Origin of the sequence: Kitasatospora sp. NPDC059648 (assembly GCF_042734825.1) — a bacterium.
Classification (GTDB): Bacteria; Actinomycetota; Actinomycetes; order Streptomycetales; family Streptomycetaceae; genus Kitasatospora.
In genome coordinates this window covers 23,978-45,239 of the sequence record NZ_JBHWDU010000021.1, presented here as the reverse complement: position 1 = coordinate 45,239, position 21,262 = coordinate 23,978, and the positions used below count along the sequence as shown (strand labels likewise).

Sequence of the window (21,262 nt, the reverse complement as noted above, 5' to 3'; positions counted from 1 at the left end):
CAGGATCACAGCGCGGGCCGTCCCGCGCATTTCGCGACCGCGCGGCGGCCTTGGCAAGGCGATCCCGGTCATGTCAAATCGTGAGTCCACGGTCCGTCGGAGGGAGTCGTTTTGAAGCCGCACAGCTGGAACCGCACGGGCGCCGCACTCACCGTCGCCACCCTGGCCACCCCGTTGCTGCTGGTCAGCGCCGGAAGCGCGAACGCGGATCCCGACCCGGCCCGCCGGGGCGCCAAGCTGGCGGAGCGGCTGGTCGCGGCCAGCAGTGCCGAACACGCGCACGACACGCTCGCCGCGCTGCAACGGATCGCCGACCGCAACGGCGGCACCAGAGCCGCCGGTTCGAAGGGCCACGACCAGTCGGCGGACTACGTCTACGAGCAGGCCCGGCGAGCCGGGCTCAGGGTGTCCCGGCAGGAGTTCGAGTACACCTTCTTCGAGGCCCGCGCCCAGCGCCTGGACGTGGTGTCACCGCAGGCCGAGTCGGTTCCGGTGATCGCCATGACCTACTCGGCGAGCGGCCCGCAGGCAGGCCTGGACGCCGAGTTGGGCGTCGCCCCGGTCGGCGCCGCCACCGGCTGCACGCCCGCCGACTACCCGGCGGGCTCCGTCACCGGCCGGATCGCGCTGATCCGGCGCGGCGGGTGCAGCTTCGCCGAGAAGCAGGCGGCCGCGGCGGGCGCCGGCGCCCTCGGGGCGCTGATCTACAACAACGCCGACGGCGAACTCAGCGGGACCCTGGGGGAGCCCACGGCGGGGAAGATCCCGACCGGCGGGATTACCGCGGCGGCCGGCGAGGCACTGGCCGCGAAGGCCGCCGCCGGGCCCGTGCGGGTGAACCTGGACATCCGGACCTTCATGGAGCCGCGCAAGACCTGGAACGTCATCGCCGAGACCCGCGGCGGGGACCCGGCCGACACCGTGATGATCGGCGCGCACCTGGACTCCGTGCCCGCCGGACCGGGCATCAACGACAACGGCTCCGGCGCGGCCGGCATCCTGGAGGTCGCGAGGAACCTCGGCGTCCGCCCCGTGAAGAACAAGGTCAGGTTCGCCTGGTGGTCCGCCGAGGAGTTCGGCCTCAAGGGCTCCGAGGCGTACGTGAAGTCGCTCTCCGGGGCGGACCGTGGGAAGATCCGGCTCTACCTCAACTTCGACATGATCGCATCCCCCAACTACGCGCAGTTCGTCTACAACGGCTCCGGCAGCGCGGGCGGCGACGGCGGCCCCGAGGGCTCCGCCCAGATCGAGCGGGACCTCACCGGCTACCTGGACGGCCGCGGCCTGCCGCACGACCCCTCCGCCTTCAACGGCCGCTCCGACTACGGACCGTTCATCGACGCGGGCATCCCGGCCGGCGGCACCGACACCGGCGCCGAGGTGATCAAGTCCCCCGCGCAGCAGGCCCGTTACGGCGGCACGGCGGGCACCGCCTTCGACGCCTGCTACCACAAGGCCTGTGACGACCTGGACAACATCGACATGGCGGCCTTCGACGTCAACATCGACGTGATCGCCCACGCCGTCGGCACCTACTCCTGGGACCTCTCCTCGCTGCGGCAGCCCGTACCGGCCCGGCGCCCCGCCGGTCGGGCGGCGGCCGGAGCGGGTACGAGCACCTCCGGCAGCACCGGTACGGGCGGAGCCGAAGCCCACGAGGCGGCGGCCTGACGCCCGGGTGGGCCCGCTGCCGTCCTCGGGCGGCGGGCCCGCCCGCCCGGCGGGCACCTACCGCCATCCGCGCCCGCCCTCCGTCATCGCCCCTGGTGGGGCCGGGCGCGAGCCCCCGTAGCCGACATCACTGACAATCCGGCCCCGAGCCCTGTACGGTGCCGCGCGGAGCGCATCCGCCGAGACCCGGTGGGTGCGCCGGGTCCGGTCCTGACACCATGGGACCGAGATCACGACACCGTGACACCCTCGGAGGAGTCAGCAAACATGAGCACGCACTACGACGTCGTCGTCCTCGGCGCGGGCCCCGGCGGCTACACCGCCGCCGTCCGCTCGGCGCAGCTGGGCCTGAAGGTCGCGGTCATCGAGGCCAAGTACTGGGGCGGCGTCTGCCTCAACGTCGGCTGCATCCCCTCCAAGGCCCTGCTGCGCAACGCCGAGCTCGCCCACATCTTCACCAAGGAGGCCAAGACCTTCGGCATCAAGGTCGAGGGTCAGGTGACCTTCGACTTCGGCGAGGCCTTCCGCCGCAGCCGCACGGTGGCCGACGGCCGGGTCAAGGGCGTCCACTACCTGATGAAGAAGAACGGCATCACCGAGTACGACGGCTGGGGCACCTTCGTCGACGACCACACCCTCCAGGTCGCGCTCAGCGGCGGCGGCTTCGACGTGGTCACCTTCGACCACTGCATCATCGCCGCCGGTGCCACCACCCGTCTGCTGCCGGGCACCAGCCTGAGCGAGCGCGTGGTCACGTACGAGGAGCAGATCCTCACCGAGGAGCTGCCGGAGAGCATCATCATCGCGGGCGCCGGCGCGATCGGCGTCGAGTTCGCTTACGTGCTGCACAACTACGGCGTGAAGGTCACCATCGTCGAGTTCCTGGACCGCATGGTGCCGCTGGAGGACGTCGAGGTCTCCACCGAACTCGCCAAGCAGTACCGCAAGCTGGGCATCGAGGTGCTCACCTCCACCCGGGTGGAGTCGATCGACGACAGCGACCCGAACAGCAGGGTCAGGGTCACCGTCACCAAGAACGGCGAGCAGCAGGTGCTGGAGGCCGACAAGGTGCTCCAGGCGATCGGCTTCGCGCCGCGGGTCAACGGCTACGGCCTGGAGAACACCGGGGTCAAGCTCACCGACCGCAACGCCATCGCGGTGGACGGCCGCGGCCGCACCAGCGTCGACCACATCTTCGCGATCGGTGACGTGACGGCCAAGCTGATGCTCGCCCACGCCGCCGAGACGATGGCCGTGATCGCCGCCGAGACGATCGGCGGGGTGGAGACCCAGGAGGTGGACTTCGTGATGATCCCGCGCGCCACCTACTGCCAGCCGCAGATCGCCTCCTTCGGCTACACCGAGGCGCAGGCCCGGGAGCAGGGCTACGACGTCAAGGTCGCCAAGTTCCCGTTCACCGCGAACGGCAAGGCGCACGGCCTCGGCCACCCCATCGGCTTCGTCAAGGTCATCAGCGACGACAAGTACGGCGAGCTGCTCGGCGCCCACCTGATCGGCCCCGAGGTCACCGAGCTGCTGCCCGAGCTGACGCTGGCCCAGCAGTGGGACCTCACCGTCCACGAGGTCGCCCGCAACGTGCACGCCCACCCGACCCTGGGCGAGGCGGTCAAGGAGGCCATCCACGGCCTCGCCGGCCACATGATCAACATGTGACGACCCGGTCCGCGTGACGGCGTGACGACAGGGCCCCGGCGGGCGGCGAACGCCCGTCGGGGCCCTGTGCGCTCTGCGAGGCCGGCCCGTGGTTCGCGCCCGGCCCGTGCTGAGGACTGACCGGTGATCAGGCCTGACCCACCTCGGCGTTCACCTGCGCCAGCACCCCGCCGGCCACCGCCCGCCGCGTCCCTTCGGCGGGATGGGCGACCAGGTTCGCGGCAGGCCCGGGGCGCTGTCGAGGCCCGACGGCCCCCCGGGCCGGACGGACGGGCGCTACCGCAGCTGGGTGCGCAGCCAGTCCTTGACCTCCGGGGTGACCTCGTCGGTGATGTCGGAGAACTCATCGTGCTTGATCAGGAACTTGGCCACGTACGGGCAGACCGGGACGATCCGCTTCCCGGCGGCCCGGACGTCCGTCAGCGCCTCCTGGACCAGCTGCCCGGCCAGGCCGCGGCCGGCGAAGGCGTCCTCGACCAGGGTGTGGTAGAAGACGCGCTGCCCGTCGTGGTCCAGGTACTCGGTGAAGCCGGCGAGTTCGCCGTCGACCCGGACCTCGTACCGGTGCAGCGCGTCCGCCCGCTCGACGACGGGGGTGCTGGGGGTGCTCATCGCGGAGGCCTTTCGTTCGCGGAGCCCGTGCGGGCTTTCGGTGCGGGGTCAGGTTAGCTCCCGTCAGCTGACCCCAGCGCGGCCGGGTGAGCGGGCCGGCTGGGCCGACCGGGCGACGGCCGGGAGCCCTCGACGCCGCTTCGGCTGCCCCGGCGGGCCCGGCCGCCTAACGTTGGCGGACGGCCCCGTCCCATAGCGCGGCGGGCGAACGGGACATCGGCGGAACACCGGAACACCGGAGGAGCGGAGGGGCGGGGTGCGGGTGCGGTCCGCGGAGGTGAACCGGCTGCCGCAGCCGCCGTCGGGGCCGGGCGCACAGCTGCCGGTGCTGGTCCGGTACGGGCACCGCTCATGGTTGATCCCCGCGCTGCTGCTGGTGGCGGTGGTGGTCGTGGACGCGCTGACGCCCCGTTCCTTCGCGTCCGTCAGCTGGCTGGCCCTGGTGCCGGCGGTGGCCGCCGGGCTGTGCGGTCCGGTGGCCACCGCGGTGTTCTGCGGCTTCGCCGTCGTCGCCTATCCCGCGCTGGACAGCATCTGGGCGAAGTCCCAGGGGGTCGAGGACTTCCTCCTGGTGCTGGCCGGCTGCGTCCTCGCCCTGCCGCTCAGCGTGTTCCGGGCCCAGGCCGCCGCCTACGTGCGCCATCTGCAGGGCGCCGCCGAGACCACCCGGCAGGTGGTGCTGCGTCCGGTGCCGCCCGGCTGGGGCGGGGTGGACTCGGCGGCCCGCTACCTGGCGGCGGACGTCGAGGCCAGGGTGGGCGGCGACTTCTACGACGTGGTGGCCTCGCCCTTCGGTGCGCGGGTGGTGCTCGGCGACGTCCAGGGCAAGGGGCTGCCCGCGGTCTCCACGGCGGCTGCCCTGGTCGGCTGCTTCCGGGAGACCGCCTTCCGCGAGGCGGACCTCGCGACCCTCGCCTCCCGGCTGGAGGAGCGGGTGCACCGGCAGAACCTGCTGGCCTCCCGACTGGGCGCGGAGGAGGAGCGGTTCGTCACGGCGGTGGTCATCTCGTTCCCCGACGACGCCCCGGGGGAGATCGAGGTGGTCAACTTCGGCCACGACGGCCCGCACGTCCTCGGCCCGGACGGCGTCCGGCAGCTGCCTCCGGGAGGCGGCGCCCCGCTCGGGCTCGCCCAGCTGGCCGGCGGGCTGCCCGAGGTCCGGCGGTTGCGGCTGGGCACGGACGAGACCGTGCTGATCGTCTCGGACGGGGTGACCGAGGCCCGGGACCGGCAGGGCGCCTTCTTCGGCCTCCGCGCCCAACTGGACGAGCTGGTGGGCCGGCCCGGGGCCACCGCGCCCGAGAACCTGGTGGAGGCCGTCGCCGCCGCGGTCGTCCGGCACACCGGCGGCCGCCGGACGGACGACACCGCCCTGCTCGCCGTCCGGCGCAGCGCGGTGCGGCCGCCGGCCGAGCAGGGGACGGCCGGCGGGTAGCGAGGGCCGTCCCGGGTCCGCCGTCAGGCGCCGAGGGAGGCGAGGGCCGCGGACAGCCGCCGGGCCGCCTCGTCGGCGACCTCGGCCAGGCCGCCGCCGGCCCCCGCGAGGGTGACCAGGGTCTGCGGGTCGACGGCCTCGACCACGGTCGCTTCGCCGTCCCGGCGGACCACCACGTTGCAGGGCAGCAGCAGGCCGACCCGGCGGTCGGCCGGGAGCGCGCGATGGGCGAGGGCCGGGTTGCAGGCGCCGAGGACCAGGTAGTCCTCCAGCTCCTCACCGAGCTTCTCGTGCAGGGTCGCCCGCACGTCGATGGTGGTCAGCACGCCGAAGCCCTGCTCCTTCAGCGCGGCGGTGACGTCGGCCACCGCCTGCTGGAACGGCCGGTCGAGCCGGACGCCGAGTCCGTAGTCCACGATTTCCTCCTCGGGATCCCGCCCGGTATCGGGGGTGCCGCCGACCGGCGCCCCCGGACGTCGCCGGTCAGGCCCGCAGCTGGGGCACGGCCAGGGCGGGGCGCGGGATCCGGCTGATCACCGAGCCGATCAGGGGGCCGATCGACACCCCGAACACCGCCGACACGGCGGCCAGCACCGACTGGGCCCCGTTGCCGACCTCGATCTGGGCGGTGTTGAGCAGTCCGAAGGAACCCGGCACCACGATCCAGAACGCCGGGAGGTAGAGCACCTGCCAGAGCGGCCCGCCCGGCAGCCAGTGCACCACGGTGGCCGCGACCGCCGCGCTGACCGCACCGGCCAGGCCGCCGATCGCCGCGCCGTGGACCTGTCCGACCGCCACCTGGACGGTGACGCTGACCGCGATCACCGCGACGATCCACGGGATGGCCGCGGGCGGGGTGCTGACGTTGACCACGACCCCCGCCACGGCGATCGCCAGACCGATCCCGATCACCCACCAACTCGGCTTGGCCACCTGGATGTTGGCCAGCGCGCTGGCCGGCATGCCGATCGCGCTGGTGGCCGCGGCCACCCCGGCCAGGAACAGCGCGAGCTGCACCGGGCCGGACACCAGCCGGGCCGTCCCCGCGCTGGCGGCGCCCGCGGCGACCTCCGACAGGCCGGTGACCAGCAGACCGCCGGGCAGCAGGATCGCCAGGGTGGCCACGATGGTGCGCAGCGGCCCGTCGAGCAGGCCGGCCCGGGTGAGGGAGAGCACGAGCAGCGCGACCAGGAACCCCGCCCCGGTCTGATCGGTCCCCAGCCCGGGCCGACCGGCTCCGCCGGGCCCCGGGTCGACCGGATTCGGCCGGCCCGGGGCATGCGGGTCAGTTCACGGTGACCGCCGGAGCACCGGGCAGGCTGGTGTCGGCGAGCGGGCCGTAGCCGGCCGAGAAGTAGCCGTCGGCGGGGCAGAGGCCGGAGCCGCCGCTCTTGGCGAAGTGCTCGTTGGTGAAGGTCAGGCTGCTGCCGCCGTTGTCGGCGGTGCCGGTGAAGGCTCCGCTGAGCTGATAGGTGCAGGTGATGGTGCCGAACCAGGTGTCGAGGACGGCGGTGGCCTGGATCGGTCCGGCGCTGCCGCCGGTGAGGGTGACCGGCAGGCCGGTGGCGTCGTCGACGGAGACGCCGTAGGGGAGGGTGTCGACGGTCAGGCTCTCCACCGAGGTGACGCCGGTGACGTTGGCGGTGCAGGAGCCGAAGGTGAGCCCGGTCAGCGACTCGGTCGCGACGCCGGGGGCGGCCGGATTGGTGAGCACGCCGGCGGAGAACTGCGAGGTGGCGCAGGTGACGCCGGTGGTGCTGGTCGTGGTCGAGTAGAAGGTGGCGCTGCTGCCGGCGGCGAGCGGTGCGGCGAGGGCGTCGCCCGCCGCGACGGCGGTGCCGCCGGCGGTCAGCACGGGCCCGGCGGCGTCGGCCGGGCGGGCGGAGGCGGGGGCCGCCGCGGCCAGGGCGAGCGCGGCGAGGGCGGCCGGAACGGTCCAGCGGGGGAGTGGGCGCATGGGACAGCCTCTTCCTCGGTGAGGGGGGCGAGAAGACGACCTTTCGCTGCTCCCGGGAGGTGGGGATCGGGGAGCTGACTACGTTCTAGGGTCTTGTCAGTTCACCGTCAAGACGCTGCGCGCAATCTGCTGACATCTCGTCAGCAAAGGTGATCGCGGCGTCAGCGGCGTGCCGGTGATCCGACAGCGGGCCGAGGGCGTCCTGACAGCGGAGGGCGGAAGACTGCGTGACGTCCGAGCGGATGACTCCTGAGACTCTCCAGTGCCATGCGAGTGCGTGGCCTCCTGTGATGCATCCGGCCCCTGCGACCGACGAGAGGGCCGCCCGTGCCCCGACCCCCCCGTTTCACCGCCACCCTCCGCACCGCGGCCGCCACGGCCGCGGGCCTGCTGCTGGCCGGTCTCACCCCGGCTGCGGCCTCGGCCGCCGCGGCCCCGCCGGTAGTAACACCGGTGACCCGGCCTGGCCGTACGAGGGCTCCCGGGCCCTGGCCGACACCCTCGCCCGAGGCCGGCTGCTGACCGTCGGCGGTGACGGGCACACCGTGCTCGGCAACCCGAGCGGCTGCGCGTCCGGCCACGAGGAGCGCTACCTGGTGGACGGCGAACTGCCGGCACGCGGCCGGGTCTGCGCGCCGGACCGGCGGTCCTTCCAGTAGCGGTCCCCGGTTCAGGACTCCCGTCCGCCGCGGTCGTCGGGCGTTTCGTCCGGCGTCTCGTCCGACGGCTCGTCGGGCGGCTCGTCGGACCGGGAGTGGCCCCGGCGGTGGTGGCGCCGCAGCAACCAGGTTAGGACGGCGACGGTGACGATCGCGACTAGCGTGATGGCGGTGACCCGGCCGACGGTGCCCTCCACCCTGGTGTAGGCGGCCCCGGCGAAGTAGCCCAGAAGGGTGAAGCCGACGCCCCAGACGAGCCCGCCGAGGGCGTTGTAGAAGAAGAACCGGCGGTAGGGCATCCGGGACACCCCGGACAGCGAGGGCACCAGCGGGCGGACGAAGGCGATGAACCGGCCGACGAAGACGGCGGCCGGTCCGCGTCGGCGGATCAGGTCCTGCACCGTGTCGACCTGCTCCGCATGGCGGCGCAGCGGTCGGACACGCAGGACCGCCGGGCCGAGGTGGCGGCCGATCTCGTAGCCGACGGAGTCCCCGAGGATCGCCGCGCAGACCACCACCAGGACCATCCAGCCGAGGGAGGCGCCGCCCTGGTGGGCGAGGAAGCCGCCGAGGACGGCGGCGGTCTCGCCGGGGATGAGGAAGCTGAAGAACAGGGCGTCCTCGGCGAAGACCATGCCGCCGACGGCCGCGTACACCACCGGGCCGGACAGGCCGCGCAGCCAGTCGGTGATCGTGTGCATCGGCCACACCTCATCGGGGATCGGGCCCCTTCCCGCCAATGTAACGCGTGTCGCCGCGCGGGCCCCGACGGGCGGGAGGGGCACCCCAGCCTCCGGCTTCCTTAGCGGAACGTTAGATCCGGGCGGCGTTCCTTGCCGCTGCGCGGCGGGCGGCGGCACGCTCTGGGGCACCACCCCGCCGCACCGATCCCCGGGAGCCGCCATGTCCCCGTCCACCGTCGCCGCCGTCCGTCCGCAGCCTCCCGGCGATGAGCGCGCCCGGCGGCGGCTCGCCCTGGTCGGCGGGTCGCTGGGCAACCTGGTGGAGTGGTACGACTGGTTCGTCTACGCCAGCTTCGCCGTCTACTTCGCCGACGACTTCTTCCCCGGTAGCAACTCCACCGCGAAGCTGATGAACACCGCCGGCATCTTCGCGGTCGGCTTCCTGATGCGCCCGGTGGGCGGCTGGCTGCTCGGCCGGGCGGCGGACCGGCACGGCCGCAAGAGCGCCCTCACCCTGACCGTCACCATGATGTCCGCGGCAGCCGTCCTGATCGCCGTCGCCCCGACCTACGCGCGGGCCGGCTACCTCGGCGCCGTCGTGCTGCTGCTCGCCCGGCTGCTCCAGGGGATGAGCATCGGCGGCGAGTACGCCGCGAGCGCCACCTACCTGACCGAGGCCTCCGCACCGAACCGGCGCGGCCTCGGCTCCTCTTTCCAGTACGTGTCGATGACCTGCGGCCAGCTCCTCGGCCTCGGCATCCTCATCGTCCTGCAGCACACCCTCAGCAGCGCCCAACTGCACTCCTGGGGCTGGCGGATGCCGTTCCTGCTCGGCGCCGTCCTCGCGGGCGTGGTGCTCTGGCTGCGCCGCCGGCTGCCGGAGACCGGGGCCTTCACCGCCGAGGCCCGCACCGCCGGGACCGGCGGCCGGGAGCAGACCGGCGGCCGGGAGCACGACGGCACCCGGGGCACCCTGCGCAGCCTATGGGAGCACCGGCGCCAGGCCCTCCTCGTGATGGCCCTCACCCTGGGCGGCACCGTCGCCTACTACACGTACACCACCTACCTGACCAAGTACCTGATCGGCAGCGCCGGGCTCGCCAAGAACACCGCCACCCTGGTCAGCTTCACCGCGCTCGCCGTCTTCGCCGCGATCCAGCCGCTGGCCGGCCTGCTCTCCGACCGGATCGGCCGCCGCCCGCTGCTGATCACCTTCGCGCTCGGCTGCACCGTCGGCACCTACCCGCTGATGACCGCGCTCGGCTCGGCCTCCGGCTACTGGTCCGCGCTGGGGCTCTCGCTGGTCGCCCTGGTCATCGTCACCGGCTACACCTCGATCAACGCGGCCGTGAAGGCGGAACTGTTCCCCACCCGCATCCGCGCCCTCGGCGTCGCCCTCCCGTACGCCCTCGCCAACGCGCTGTTCGGCGGCACCGCCGAGTACGTCGCGCTCTGGTTCAAGAACGACGGACACGAGTCCGGCTTCTTCTGGTACGTCTCCGGTTGCGCCCTGGTCTCCCTGGTCGTGTACGTCCTGATGCCGGACACCAGGAACGCGGTGCTCAGCCCCGGGGAGGCCCCGGCAGGGGCGGCCGTGACCGAGGCCGTACGGTAGTCCCCTCAGAGGTGGGGAGGGTCCATGCACATGCTGCTCGTCGAGGACGATGACCGCATGGCCCAGGCCCTCACCACCGCGCTCGCCCGGCGCGGCCACACCGTGCGCCGGGTGGTCCGCGCCGTGGAGGCGCTGCGGCACGCCAGGGAGGCCGAGTTCGTCCTGCTCGACCTCGGGCTGCCGGACCTCGACGGTCTCGACCTGCTGCGCAAGCTCCGCACCGTGTGCGCCCTGCCGCTGATCGTGGTGACCGCGCGCAGCGAGGAGCGGGACGTCCTCCAGGCGCTGCGGGCCGGGGCCGACGACTACGTGGTCAAGCCGTTCCGGATGGCCGAACTCATCGCCCGGATCGACACCGTGCGCCGCCGCACCGGCTCCGCACCCGAACCGGGCGGCGGCGAGCGGCAGGTGCGCACCGGCGACGTGGCGATCGACCTGGCCGCGCGCACGGTGACCGTCGACGACACGCCCGTCCGGCTCACCCGCCGCGAGTTCGACGTCCTCGCGCTGCTCGCCGCCCAGCCCGGCGACGTCCGCTCCCGGGAGGAGATCCTCGACCGGATCTGGGGTGACGCCTTCCTCGCCTCCTCGCGCTCGCTGGACGTGCACGTGGCCGGCATCCGCGCCAAGACCGGCCGGGCGGCCCTGGTCCGCACCATCCGCGGGTACGGCTACCAGCTCGGCACCCTGGACGGCCCGTGAGGCGCCGCCTGCTGGCCGTGCTCACCGCGCTCATCGGCGCCGCCGTGCTGCTGCTCGCGCTGCCGCTGGCCGACTCCTACGCCCGCGGCCGCACGGAGCACCTGCTGCTTCAGCGCCGGGCCGACGGCGTCCGCTTCGCCGAGCTCGCCGACCGGATCCGCACCCCCGCCGACCGCCGCGAACTCGACGCCGAACTCACCCGCTACGCCGAGCTCTACGGCTCCGCCGTGACCGTGGTCGACACCGCCGGCCGCACCGTCGGCCGGGCGGGGCCGGCCCCGAGCGGCAGGGCCGCTCAGCGGGCCCAGGACCGCGCCCTCACCGGCCGCTCCACCGAGGAACTGCCCACCGTCCGCCCCTGGGGGCCGGACACCGTGGTCCTGGCCGAGCCGGTCGGTCAGGACGAACGGGTGGGCGGCGCCGTCCTGTTGACCGTTCCGACCGGCGCCGCGCGCCACGACGTGCTGGTCCGCTGGGCGCTGATCGCGGCCGGGGCCGTCATCGCCTTCGGTGCCGCCGCGCTGGTCGCGGCCGGGATCGCCCGCTGGCTGCTGCGGCCCGTCCGGGAACTCGACCGCGCCGTTGCCACGGTGGCCGGCGGGCGCTTCGAACCGCGCGTCGCCTCCGACACCGGACCGCCCGAGCTACGGCGGCTACGACGGCACTTCGACGGCATGGCGCAGGCCGTCGCCGAATCCCTGCGCCGTCAACGGGACTTCGTCGCCGACGCCTCCCACCAGCTGCGCAACCCGCTGGCCACCCTGGTGCTGCAACTGGAGAACGCCGAGCCGCACCTCGGACCGGGCCCCGGGCGGCAGGCGCACGCGCTGGCGCTGGACGAGGCGGACCGGCTGGGTGAACTGCTCGACGGCCTGCTGGCGTTGGCCAGGCTGGAGGCGGCCACGGCTCCGGTCGAGGAGCAGGACGTCTCGGCGGCCGTCGCCGAGCGGGTGGCCGCCTGGGGGCCGGTGTTCGAGGCGGGCGGGCTGGAGCTGACGGCGGACGTCGCGCCCGGCCTGCGGGCCTTCGGGCTCCCGGACGCGACCGGGCGGATCCTGGACGCGCTGCTGGACAACGCGAGCAAGTTCGTCCCGGAGGGGGAGCGCGTACGGGTGGTGGCCGCCGCCCGGCCCGAAGGCGGTGCCGTGGTGCGGGTCACCGACACCGGCGCCGGTGTCCCGGCGAGCCGACTGCCCCTGCTGCTCGGCCGGTTCGCCCGGGCACCGGAGCACCAGAACATCCCCGGCACCGGGCTCGGTCTGGCCATCGCGGACGAACTCGCGCGCGCCTGCGGTGGATCGCTCACCGTGGGCGCGACCTGCCCGCACGGGTTGACCGTCGAGTTCCGGCTGCCCTGGCCGGGGCCTCACCCGTGGGCGCTGATCTCGCCGCCGGCGCCGAGCACCATGTAGACGCCGTTGGCATCGAGTCCGGCGTCGTGGCCGTTGGCCTCGACGTCACCGAACCGTCACGCTCTCCGCCGGGCCCGTTACCCGTTCACCCGTACACCGAGCGGTAGTAGGCCACCGCTCCCGGATGGAGCGGCACGGCGCCGGTGGAGACGGCGAACCGGGGCTCCAGCCGGGCGCCCGCCGTCACGGACCGCAGCAGGGTGGCCCACCGGTCGAAGAGGATGCCGAGCAGCTGCCGGACGGCGTCCTCGGGCACGCCCGGCCGGGCGGTCAGGTAGTTGCCGACGCCGAGGGTGGCGGCCGGGCCGGCCGGGCCGTACGCGCCGGCGGGCAGGGTGACCCCGGTGTAGACCGGGCCGTAGCGTTCGCGCAGCCGGGCGGCCACGGCGTCCAGCGGTACCAACCGCAGCGGCAGCTCCCGGGCGAGCGCGGACACGGCGGGCGTCGGCACGCCGCCGGACCAGAACACCGCGTCCAGCGCGCCGGCGCGCAGCGCGGCCAGTGACTCGGCCAGCCCGAGCGACTGCTGCCGCACGCCGATCCCCGCCTGCCGCAGCAGCCGCGCGGCGGTGACCTGGAGCCCGGAGCCCACCGCGCCGGTCGCCACCCGACGGCCCGCCAGGTCGGCGAGTTCGCGCACCGGGCCGTCGGCCGGGGCCAGCAGGTGCAGGTAGTTGACGTACACCCGGGCCAGCGCCGTCAGGCCGAGCGGGTGGTCGAAGGTGTCGTGGCCCAGCACCGCGTCCTCGGCGACGTCCGCCGTGGTGAGGGCGAGGTCCACCGAGCCGTCGGCGAGCTGCTGGAGGTTGTCCACGCTGGCCGCGCTGCCCACCGGGGTGAGGGTCAGCCGTCCGCCCGCCGTCACGGCCTCCGTGAAGGAGCGGCCGAAGGCGTTGTACGGACCGCCCTCGGGCCCGGTCGCCAGCCGCAGCGAGCGCACCGGCCCCGACCCGTCGGAGCAGCCGGCGGTGAGGGCCGCGGCCAGGGCGGCGCCCAGGAGGACGCGGCGGCGGAGGGCGGCGGTGGAGCTCATGGCGGGAAGGGTAGCCCGGGGCCCCGACCGGACGCTGGCACCGCCGGGTCCTGGCAGCCAGGACCCGGCGGTGCCGGGGGTGTCGCGGGTGCGGGCCGGGCGTCAGGCGCGGCGGCCGCGCTTGCGGCGGGCGAGGAGGACCGCACCGCCGCCGAGCGCCAGCAGGGCGACGGCCGCGGCCGCTATCGGACCGGTGCCGGAGTTGGCGCCGGTCTCGGCCAGCGGCGGGCCGGAGACGCTGCTGGTGGCCCCGGCGACGGCGGTGCCGCCGTCGGTGGAGGCGGAGGTCGCCGAGCCGGCCGGGGTGGTGGAGGAGCCGCCGGTGGGCCGGCCGCTCGGGGTGTCGCCGCCGGCCGGCTGACCGGTGGTCGGGTCCAGGATCAGGGTGGCCGACTGCGGGTTCTTGAAGTCGAACATGCCCTCGATGGAACCGGCGTGCTCGTCGAAGGAGTAGTCGCCGATCCGGCCGGTCTTCCAGTTGTCCTCGACGAAGCGCAGGATCGAGGTCTGGTCGGTCTGGGTGTGGTCGACGAAGTTGGACTTGGCGTACGGCGAGGCGACCAGCAGCGGCAGGCGCGGGCCGAAGCCGCAGCGGTCGGCGTAGCCGCCCGCACCGGCGTCCTTGCCGCACTGGCCCGGGCCGCTCACGCTGTCGTTGGCCGCGTCCCTGGAGCCGTTGACGGGCTCGGCGTACTTGTGGTCGTACCAGCCGTCCGAGTCGTCGTAGGCGATGACGACGGCGGTGGAGGCCCAGTCCTTGGACTTCTGCAGCTTGTTCAGGGTGTCGACGACGAAGTGCTGCTCGTCCAGCGGGTCGGAGTAACCGGCGTGGCCGTCCTGGTAGTTGGCGGCCTTGAGGTAACTGACGGCCGGCAGGTTGCCGTGCTGGAGGGCGGCGTCGAAGTCGGTCAGGTCGTACTGGTGGTTGGCCTGGCCGTCGTGGCCGATCTCGTCGACGGTCTTGGGCGCGAGGTGCTGCGGGTTCGCCGTGGACTTGTAGTACTGGAACGGCTCGTGGTGCGGGTTGTAGTCGGTCTGCGAGGCGCCGACGATGTTCTTGTGGGTGGCCTCGCAGGCCGCCTTGCCGTCCTTGGTGCCGGTCGGCTTGAAGCCGCCCTGGAACCAGCCCCAGCTGACGCCCTTCTCGTTGAGCAGGTCGCCGATGTTCCTGCCGGTCATGACCAGGTGGTTGTGCTTGGGGTCGGAGCAGTCGTCGTAGCCCGGGTCGGGGTCGTTGATGACGGTGCCGATGCCCTTGGCGTCCGGGGAGGCGACCACGTAGGCGTCGGTGGTCTGCTGGCCGGTCTTCGGGTCGACCGGGTAGCCGCCGTGCAGCTGACCGGAGACCAGGTTGATCGCGCCCGGGGTGGAGGGGCCGTAGTTGGTGCCGAAGGAGTTGTCGCTCATCGCGAAGCGCTGGGCGTAGTTCCAGTAGCCGGTGACGGTGTTGCCGTCGTAGTAGTCCATCACCAGGCCGGGCGCAGTGTACATCGGGGCCTTGCAGCTCTCGATGTCGGTGTGCTCGACGAACTTGTCCATCTTGCCGCCGTCGAAGGCGAGCTGCTCGTCCTTGTAGGTGTGGTCCTGGTCGCAGGTGACGGCCTGCGCCGGGGTCAGCCGCTGCGGGTTGTTGCGGTTCGGGTTCCTGTGCAGCAGGTCGTCGCTGAGGCCGTCCACCTTCGGGGTGTCGGGCTTGGCGGTGAACTTCACCTTGTCGTCCGCGGTGTTGGCCGCGTTCGGGTAGGTGCCGAAGTAGTGGTCGAAGGAGACGTTCTCCTGGAAGATCACCACCAGGTGCTTGATCGGGGTGGCGGTCTGCGGACCGTCGGCCGCGAAGGCCGCCGGGGCACCGCCGAAGGCGGCCAGCGAGACCGCGCCGATCAGGCCGGCACCGTAGCGGAGCCACCTGTTACGGGTGGGGACTGCGTGCATGGTCGGTTCCTCGGACGTCATCGTCATGTGTGGCAGGAGTTGGGGCCGTGACGCGCGTAGCTCTCGCGGCGCGGCGGCTAGACGCTAGAGCGTAGCGGTGAACGCGATTGACGGGAGCATGTGAACACCCGGTAAATCGCCGCCGTACGGGACTCTTCGTCAGGGCTGCCACTTGGCAGACAAGTCCGATGAATGTCTCTCGAATCCGACGATTACGGGACAGGTTTCGACGCTTTCAGGCCAGGAATGTCGCTTCTATCCCGGCCAGGATCGCCACCAGCCCCTGCTCGAAACCGTGGTCGAAGTCACGGAACATCACCCGGCCCGCCTCGGCGGCCAGCGGGTGGGCGGCCAGCCGCTCCGCGCGTGCCTCGACGTCGTAACCCTCCTCGCCGTCGAACGGGTTGGGGGCCATCGCCTGTTCCTCGATGACGTAGCCGATGGTGTAGCTGTACGCGGTGTACCAGGCGCGGGTCGCGGCGGCGGTGGTGAAGCCCGCCTCGGTCAGCGCCCGCAGTGCGGCGTCCAGGGCCGGCGCGTACGAGGTGTCGGTGAAGCGGGCGCCGCTGTAGACCCTGGCGCCGTCGCGGTGGCGCAGCAGCTCGGCGCGCAGGGCGCGCATGGTCCCGAGGTACGTCTGCCGCCAGTCGCCCGCCGGCCGGTCGGCTCCCCAGGCCCCGGCGGCCTCGGCCGTCATCCGGCGCATCATCTCGGTCGCCATCTCGTCGAGCAGCGCCTGCTTGTCCTTGAAGTGCCAGTACAGCGCCGGTGCCTTGACGTCCAGTTCGGCGGCGATGGCGCGGAGGGTGAGGCCGTCCAGGCCGACCTCGTCCAGCAGTTGCAGGGCGGTGTCGACCACCAGGGCGCGGTCGAGCTTGGGGGTTCTCTGCGGTGTCACGGTTGACAGTTTAACGCCGTTAAGTGCAAGCTGCGGGCAGCGGCTACTTAACAACGTTAAGGGGGTTGTCGTGATCTCTCACGGCACGGATTTCCACGGGACCGGTACGGACGTCCTGATCGTCGGCGCCGGGCCCACCGGCCTCGCCCTCGCGCTGGACCTCGCCCGGCACGGCGTCCGGGCACTGCTCGTCGAACGCGGCCCGGAACTCTTCCCCGGCTCGCGCGGCAAGGGCCTCCAGCCGCGCACCCTGGAGGTGCTGGAGGACTTCGGCGTGCTCGCCGACCTCCGGGCGACGGCCGGCCACTACCCGCCCAACCTGTTCTGGCGGGACGGCGAGCCGCAGGGCGAGCGCCTGATGTACGAGCCGACCGAGCCCTCCGAGGCCGAGCCCTACACCGAGACCTTGATGGTCCCCCAGTGGCGCACCCAGCAGGTGCTGTACCGGCGGCTGCGCGAGTTGGGGGGCGAGGTCGCCTTCGGGCGCGAGCTGACCTCCCTCACCCAGGACGAGGACGGCGTCACCGCCGGGTTCACCGCCGGCGGCCCGGTCCGGGCGCGCTACACGGTCGCCGCCGACGGCGGGCGCTCCACCGTGCGCCGGCTGCTCGGGATCGGGATGACGGGGGAGACGGTCGACCCGGGCCCGATGCTGGTCGCGGACGTGCGGGTCAGCGGGCTGGGCCGCGACCACTGGCACGTCTTCCGGGCCGAGCAGGGCCTGCTGGCGATCTGCCCGCTGGCCGGCACCGAGGACTTCCAGCTGGTCGCCCAGTTCCCGGAGGGGGCGGCCGTCGACCTCTCGCTGGAGGCCGTCCGCGCCGTGGTCGCCGAGCGCTCGCACCTGACCGCCGAGCAGATCGGCGCGCTGCACTGGGCCTCCGAGTTCCGGCCGCGTGCCGCGCTCGCCGACAGCTTCCGCTCCGGCCGGGTGTTCCTCGCGGGGGACGCCGCCCACGTGCACTCCCCGGCCGGCGCGCAGGGCCTCAACACCAGCGTCCAGGACGCCTACAACCTGGGCTGGAAGCTGGCCGCGGTCCTCTCCGGCCGGGCGGACACGGCACTGCTGGACAGCTACCAGGAGGAGCGCCGGGCCAACGCGGCCGCGATGCTGGAGCTGTCCACCAAGGTGCACCGCGGCGTGGTCCGGCGCGGCCGCGCCACCCAGCAACTCGGCCTCGGCTACCGGGAGTCCGCGCTCGCCGTGGACACCCGCCCGGCCCACGCGGCGGACGCCCTGCGGGCCGGCGACCGCGCTCCGGACGGCCGCCGCGGCGGCACCCGGCTGTTCGACTCCTTCCGCGGGCCGCACTGGACCCTGCTCACCGTCGGCACCGACGCCGAACTTCCGCCCCTGGACGTGCCCGTGGTGCGGATCCCGTCCTACGAGGCCTACGGGGACGGGGTGTTCCTGATCCGCCCGGACGGCTACGTCGGCTGGGCGGGGGAGACGGCCGAGGGGCTGGCGGGGTACGCGGCCCGCTGCGGGGTCGCGGGCCGGTGAACGCCCGGGGGCGGGCAGGACGCGGCGGCCTCCGCCTGGACGCCCCGGAGCGCGGTCACCAGGGAGTCGACGTCCTGCACGGTGTTGTACAGCGCCAGCGAGGCCCGCGCCGCCGCCTGCAACCCGTAGGCCGCCAGGGCGGGTTGGGCGCAGTGGTGGCCGGCCCGGACGGCGATGCCCTGCTGGTCGAGCGCCCCGGCGAGGGCGATCGGGTCCGTCCCGGCGAGCAGGAAGGTGAGCACCCCGATCTTGCCAGGCGCCTCACCGATCAGCCGGAGCCCGGGCACGGTCCGCAGCGCGGCGGTGGCGTACGCGGTGAGCTGCTCCTCGTGCGCGGTGGCGGCCTGGCGGTCCAGGCCGGACAGGTACCGCAGGGCCGCCCGCAGCCCGGCCACCCCGCCGATGTGGCCGGTGCCCGCCTCCAGGCGGTGCGGGACGGGGGCGTAACTGGTCTCCTCGAAGCTCACCGAGTCGATCATGTTGCCGCCGCCCTGCCACGGGGGCATGGCCTCCAGCAGCTCCCGCTTGCCGTACAGCGCGCCGATCCCGGTCGGCCCGAAGACCTTGTGCCCGGAGAAGGCGTAGAAGTCGGCGTCCAGGGCGGTGACGTCCACCGGGAAGTGGGCGACCGCCTGGGCGCCGTCGACCAGCACCCTGGCGCCGTAGCGGTGGGCGAGCGCGGTCATCTCGGCCACCGGCGGGACGGTGCCCAGCACGTTGGACGCGTGGGTGAGCGCCACCAGCTTGGTCCGGAAGCCGAGCAGGTCCCGGTAGGCGTCCTGGTCCAACTGCCCGTCCGGGAGCAGCGGGACGGGGACGACCCGGGCCCGGCGTTCCTTGGCGATCAGCTGCCAGGGCACCAGGTTGGAGTGGTGCTCGGCGGCGGAGACGAGGATCTCGTCGCCGACGCCGAGGTTGGCCCGCCCCCAGGTCTGGGCCACCAGGTTGACGGCCTCGGTGGTGCCCCGGACGAAGACGATCTCGTCCGGGTCCGGGGCGCCGAGCACCTTGGCGGCTTCGGCGCGGCCCTCCTCGTAGATCTGGGTGGCCTGCTTGGCGAGGGCGTGCGCCCCGCGGTGGACGTTGGAGGTGCCGGACGCGTAGTGCTCGCCGACGGCCTCGACCACCTGGCGGGGCTTGAGGGTGGTGGCACCGTTGTCCAGCCAGACCAGCGGGCGGCCGTTGACCTCGCGGTGCAGCTGGGGGAAGTCCCGGCGGACGGCCTCGACGTCGAAGCCGCCGGTGGGGGCGGAGGGTGCGGACCCGCGGTCGGCCTGGGTCGGCAGCCAGTAGTGGCCGCCGCCGGCGGCGTGGGCGAGGGCCTCGGGGAGCGGGTGCGGGGGAGAGGCGGCGCCGCGGCCCGGCAGGGTGGTCGACGTCGAGAGGCCGCCCGGGGCCCCGCTGATCCCGGTGCCGCGCCCGGTTCCGTCAGGAGTAGTCATGGTAGTTGGACACCTCGACGTTCTGGAGCACCGCGATGGCGTCGTCCACGAGAGCGGCGGTCGAGAAGTAGCCGGTCACCAGGTAGGAGGTGATGGCCTGCCGGTCGACGCCCATCGCGCGCACGGCCAGGCCGGGCTCGACCTCGTCCGGGACCTTGGACGGCCGCAGGCCCACCACGCCCTGCCGCTCCTCGCCGACGCGCATCAGCAGGATGTTGGTGGTGCCGGGCGCCGAGTTGGCCGAGCCGTTGAGGTCCAGCTTGTCGGAGGGCAGCAGCGGCACGCCGCGCCAGGTGATGAACGGGCTGCCGAACAGCTCGACGACCTGCGGCGGCACCCCGCGCCGGGTGCACTCGCGGCCGAACGCGGCGATCGCCCGCGGGTGGGCCAGGAAGAAGGCGGGCTGCTTCCAGACCCGGGTGAGCAGTTCGTCGAGGTCGTCGGGGGTGGGCGCGCCGCCGCGGGTGCGCACCCGCTGGGTCGGCGCGACGTTGTTGAGCAGGCCGTACTCGGCGTGGTTGAGCATCTCCCACTCCTGGCGCTCGCGCAGCGCCTCGACGGTCAGCCGGAGCTGGGCCTGGACCTGGTCGATGTCGGAGTTGTAGATGTCCGCGACGCGGGTGTGCACCTTGAGGACGGTCTGGGCGATGCTCAGCTCGTACTCGCGCGGGCTCTCGTCGTAGTCGACGAAGGTCTCCGGCAGGTACGGCTCGCCCTGGTGGCCCGAGTGCAGCTCGATCGGGTGCTCGGCGTCCACCGGGCTCTGGCCGGCCGCGAACTCGTCCAGCTGGGCGCGCAACGAGGGCTCCCGCTCCGCGAGTTCGACGAGCATCCGGCGGTCCAGCGAGAGCACGGTGCAGGTGGTGACGGCCCGCACCCGGTAGGTCGTCCCGGTGCCGGCGGCCCAGGCGGCGGCGTCGAAGAAGTCGCCCTCGCCGAGGACGGCCAGCAGGGCGTCCTGGCCGTAGGCGCCGGTGGCGCGCTTCTCGGCCCGGCCGAACGCGATGATGTGCAGCTGGTCGGCCGGGGCGGCGGCGTCGACGACGAGCTCGCCGGGCGCGACCTCGCGCTCGGTGAACCCGGCCGCGAGCGCGGTGAGCACCGGGCTGTCGACCTGGCTGAGGAAGGCCAGTTCGCGCAGGTCCTCGGCGATGACCCGGGTGGCGCCGCCGCCGTCGACGTACGTGCTGATCAGGCCGTCGCCGAGGATGAAGCCCCGGCGGCGGTTGACCCGGTAGACGCCCGCGTCCAGGTCCACCCAGGGCAGGGCCCGCAGGAGGTAGCGGGGGGTGATCCCGAGCATCTGCGGGACGGTCTTGGTGGTGGTGGCGAGGTTCCGGGCGGCGGAGGTGCTGAGGCTCTGCTGGCCCTGCTGGTTCTGCGGAACGGTCTCGGTGGTCACGAGTGGTCACCTCTCCGGTATGAACAACCGACGTGTCGTCAGATCGACCCGGAGAATGTTGCCGCTGGATCTCGCTCGGTGTGTCCACGTTTCAGGTCGCCGGACAGCGGTCAGTCCCTGCGGGAACATGCGAATCGCGGTCGCCAAACTCACTCGATCGGGTAGCTTTGGCATAAGCGGCGCCGATGCTTCGCAAAGCCGGACTTGGGAGCACGGGGGGCGAGTTGGGGCGCATGCCCGACCGCCCCCGTGCGCCCGTCGCGGACGGGCCCGCGGGGGCGTCGGGGCTCGGTCACCGCGACGGCGCGGCGGGCAGCGCCCGCAGCCGGCCGACCGGGGAGACGAGCAGCCCGACCACCACGGCGGCGGAGCCGACCGCCGCGACGATCAGCGCACCCCGGGCGCCGAGTCGGCCGGTGAGCAACCCGGCGGCGAGGCCGCCAAGCGACCCGCCGCCGAACAGCAGGGTCCGGAAGGCCGCCGTCATCCGCCCCATCATCGACTGGGGCGTCACGGCCTGGCGCAGGCTGACGATGACCACCCCCGCCACGCCGAGGCCGAGGCAGGTGGTGAGGGACGAGTTGCAGGAGGCGCAGCAGCCCGACCTGCTCGTCGGTCGCGCCGCAGGCGC

At 73.5% G+C, this 21,262-nt stretch carries 19 protein-coding genes; 8 read left to right on the top strand and 11 right to left on the bottom strand.

Annotated elements, in window-relative coordinates; translation table 11 throughout:
* Positions 1-111 precede the first annotated feature (111 nt).
* Both ACFV1W_RS15640 and lpdA read left to right on the top strand, forming a co-directional pair.
* Complete coding sequence (locus ACFV1W_RS15640; RefSeq protein ID WP_380416781.1) at positions 112-1,671, top strand: M28 family peptidase; 1,560 nt, start codon at positions 112-114, stop codon at positions 1,669-1,671.
* Between the two features lie 267 nt (positions 1,672-1,938).
* A complete protein-coding gene (lpdA, locus tag ACFV1W_RS15635; protein WP_380416778.1) occupies positions 1,939-3,345 on the top strand; it encodes a dihydrolipoyl dehydrogenase in 1,407 nt (468 codons plus the stop codon).
* Between the two features lie 276 nt (positions 3,346-3,621).
* Here the strand turns inward: lpdA and ACFV1W_RS15630 are convergent, their stop codons facing one another.
* Complete coding sequence (locus tag ACFV1W_RS15630; RefSeq protein WP_380416776.1) at positions 3,622-3,957, bottom strand: GNAT family N-acetyltransferase; 336 nt, start codon at positions 3,955-3,957, stop codon at positions 3,622-3,624.
* Positions 3,958-4,213: 256 nt separating this feature from the next.
* On the opposite strand from ACFV1W_RS15630, the gene ACFV1W_RS15625 reads away from it, so the two are divergent.
* Positions 4,214-5,392 (top strand): PP2C family protein-serine/threonine phosphatase, encoded by a 1,179-nt coding sequence (locus ACFV1W_RS15625; RefSeq protein WP_380416774.1) that lies wholly within the window; start codon positions 4,214-4,216, stop codon positions 5,390-5,392.
* A 23-nt stretch (positions 5,393-5,415) separates the two neighbouring features.
* On the opposite strand, the gene ACFV1W_RS15620 is transcribed toward ACFV1W_RS15625, so the two are convergent.
* The 3 genes from ACFV1W_RS15620 to ACFV1W_RS15610 form a co-directional block, all read right to left on the bottom strand.
* On the bottom strand, positions 5,416-5,808 hold the full coding sequence (locus tag ACFV1W_RS15620) for a DUF302 domain-containing protein (protein WP_380416771.1): 393 nt from the start codon (positions 5,806-5,808) through the stop codon (positions 5,416-5,418).
* 67 nt (positions 5,809-5,875) lie between these two features.
* Positions 5,876-6,568, bottom strand: coding sequence for a hypothetical protein (locus ACFV1W_RS15615; protein WP_380416769.1), 693 nt, complete (start codon positions 6,566-6,568; stop codon positions 5,876-5,878).
* A gap of 109 nt (positions 6,569-6,677) precedes the next feature.
* Entirely contained in the window at positions 6,678-7,349 is a 672-nt protein-coding gene (locus ACFV1W_RS15610) for a Tat pathway signal sequence domain protein (RefSeq protein ID WP_380416767.1), read from the bottom strand.
* A gap of 290 nt (positions 7,350-7,639) precedes the next feature.
* On the opposite strand from ACFV1W_RS15610, the gene ACFV1W_RS15605 reads away from it, so the two are divergent.
* Complete coding sequence (locus ACFV1W_RS15605; protein ID WP_380416764.1) at positions 7,640-8,008, top strand: alpha/beta hydrolase; 369 nt, start codon at positions 7,640-7,642, stop codon at positions 8,006-8,008.
* Between the two features lie 11 nt (positions 8,009-8,019).
* Here the strand turns inward: ACFV1W_RS15605 and ACFV1W_RS15600 are convergent, their stop codons facing one another.
* Positions 8,020-8,709 carry a DedA family protein gene (locus ACFV1W_RS15600; RefSeq protein WP_380416763.1) on the bottom strand — a complete coding sequence of 230 codons (690 nt, stop codon included), beginning with the start codon at positions 8,707-8,709 and terminating at the stop codon, positions 8,020-8,022.
* 202 nt (positions 8,710-8,911) lie between these two features.
* Between ACFV1W_RS15600 and ACFV1W_RS15595 the strand changes: the two genes are divergently transcribed.
* Genes ACFV1W_RS15595 through ACFV1W_RS15585 form a run of 3 tightly spaced genes read left to right on the top strand, consistent with a single transcriptional unit; the run spans position 8,912 to position 12,420 of the window.
* The gene (locus tag ACFV1W_RS15595; RefSeq protein WP_380416760.1) at positions 8,912-10,306 is read left to right on the top strand and encodes an MFS transporter; all 1,395 of its coding nucleotides are present in this window, start codon (positions 8,912-8,914) and stop codon (positions 10,304-10,306) included.
* A gap of 24 nt (positions 10,307-10,330) precedes the next feature.
* A complete protein-coding gene (locus ACFV1W_RS15590; RefSeq protein ID WP_380416758.1) occupies positions 10,331-11,008 on the top strand; it encodes a response regulator transcription factor in 678 nt (225 codons plus the stop codon).
* Complete coding sequence (locus ACFV1W_RS15585) at positions 11,005-12,420, top strand: sensor histidine kinase (RefSeq protein WP_380416756.1); 1,416 nt, start codon at positions 11,005-11,007, stop codon at positions 12,418-12,420. The genes ACFV1W_RS15590 and ACFV1W_RS15585 overlap by 4 nt, the downstream gene beginning before the upstream one ends.
* Positions 12,421-12,505: 85 nt before the next feature.
* Here the strand turns inward: ACFV1W_RS15585 and ACFV1W_RS15580 are convergent, their stop codons facing one another.
* The 3 genes from ACFV1W_RS15580 to ACFV1W_RS15570 form a co-directional block, all read right to left on the bottom strand.
* Entirely contained in the window at positions 12,506-13,453 is a 948-nt protein-coding gene (locus ACFV1W_RS15580) for a TAXI family TRAP transporter solute-binding subunit (protein ID WP_380416753.1), read from the bottom strand.
* 102 nt (positions 13,454-13,555) lie between these two features.
* Positions 13,556-15,385, bottom strand: a complete 1,830-nt coding sequence (locus tag ACFV1W_RS15575) for a phospholipase C (protein ID WP_380416751.1) — start codon at positions 15,383-15,385, stop codon at positions 13,556-13,558.
* Positions 15,386-15,620: 235 nt separating this feature from the next.
* Positions 15,621-16,283: a TetR/AcrR family transcriptional regulator C-terminal domain-containing protein gene (locus tag ACFV1W_RS15570; RefSeq protein WP_380416748.1), complete on the bottom strand. Its 663-nt coding sequence runs from the start codon at positions 16,281-16,283 to the stop codon at positions 15,621-15,623.
* A 70-nt stretch (positions 16,284-16,353) separates the two neighbouring features.
* Here ACFV1W_RS15570 and ACFV1W_RS15565 point away from each other — a divergent pair, with 70 nt between their 5' ends.
* Positions 16,354-17,787: an FAD-dependent oxidoreductase gene (locus ACFV1W_RS15565; protein ID WP_380416746.1), complete on the top strand. Its 1,434-nt coding sequence runs from the start codon at positions 16,354-16,356 to the stop codon at positions 17,785-17,787.
* Here the strand turns inward: ACFV1W_RS15565 and ACFV1W_RS15560 are convergent.
* The 3 genes from ACFV1W_RS15560 to ACFV1W_RS15550 form a co-directional block, all read right to left on the bottom strand.
* Complete coding sequence (locus ACFV1W_RS15560; protein ID WP_380416744.1) at positions 17,712-19,229, bottom strand: SufS family cysteine desulfurase; 1,518 nt, start codon at positions 19,227-19,229, stop codon at positions 17,712-17,714. The two genes, ACFV1W_RS15565 and ACFV1W_RS15560, sit on opposite strands and share 76 nt — an antisense overlap.
* Positions 19,216-20,631 (bottom strand): family 2B encapsulin nanocompartment shell protein, encoded by a 1,416-nt coding sequence (locus ACFV1W_RS15555; protein WP_380416742.1) that lies wholly within the window; start codon positions 20,629-20,631, stop codon positions 19,216-19,218. The genes ACFV1W_RS15560 and ACFV1W_RS15555 overlap by 14 nt, the downstream gene beginning before the upstream one ends.
* 292 nt (positions 20,632-20,923) lie before the next feature.
* Entirely contained in the window at positions 20,924-21,172 is a 249-nt protein-coding gene (locus ACFV1W_RS15550; protein WP_380416740.1) for a hypothetical protein, read from the bottom strand.
* Between the last annotated feature and the right edge of the window lie 90 nt (positions 21,173-21,262).

Bases quoted from the DNA above. Each gene is read 5' to 3' on its own strand.
- lpdA (WP_380416778.1), top strand. From the start codon at position 1,939: ATGAGCACGCACTACGACGTCGTCGTCCTCGGCGCGGGCCCCGGCGGC.
- ACFV1W_RS15630 (WP_380416776.1), bottom strand. From the start codon at position 3,957: ATGAGCACCCCCAGCACCCCCGTCGTCGAGCGGGCGGACGCGCTGCAC.
- ACFV1W_RS15610 (WP_380416767.1), bottom strand. From the start codon at position 7,349: ATGCGCCCACTCCCCCGCTGGACCGTTCCGGCCGCCCTCGCCGCGCTC.
- ACFV1W_RS15605 (WP_380416764.1), top strand. From the start codon at position 7,640: ATGCATCCGGCCCCTGCGACCGACGAGAGGGCCGCCCGTGCCCCGACC.
- ACFV1W_RS15600 (WP_380416763.1), bottom strand. From the start codon at position 8,709: ATGCACACGATCACCGACTGGCTGCGCGGCCTGTCCGGCCCGGTGGTG.
- ACFV1W_RS15595 (WP_380416760.1), top strand. From the start codon at position 8,912: ATGTCCCCGTCCACCGTCGCCGCCGTCCGTCCGCAGCCTCCCGGCGAT.
- ACFV1W_RS15590 (WP_380416758.1), top strand. From the start codon at position 10,331: ATGCACATGCTGCTCGTCGAGGACGATGACCGCATGGCCCAGGCCCTC.
- ACFV1W_RS15580 (WP_380416753.1), bottom strand. From the start codon at position 13,453: ATGAGCTCCACCGCCGCCCTCCGCCGCCGCGTCCTCCTGGGCGCCGCC.
- ACFV1W_RS15575 (WP_380416751.1), bottom strand. From the start codon at position 15,385: ATGCACGCAGTCCCCACCCGTAACAGGTGGCTCCGCTACGGTGCCGGC.
- ACFV1W_RS15560 (WP_380416744.1), bottom strand. From the start codon at position 19,229: ATGACTACTCCTGACGGAACCGGGCGCGGCACCGGGATCAGCGGGGCC.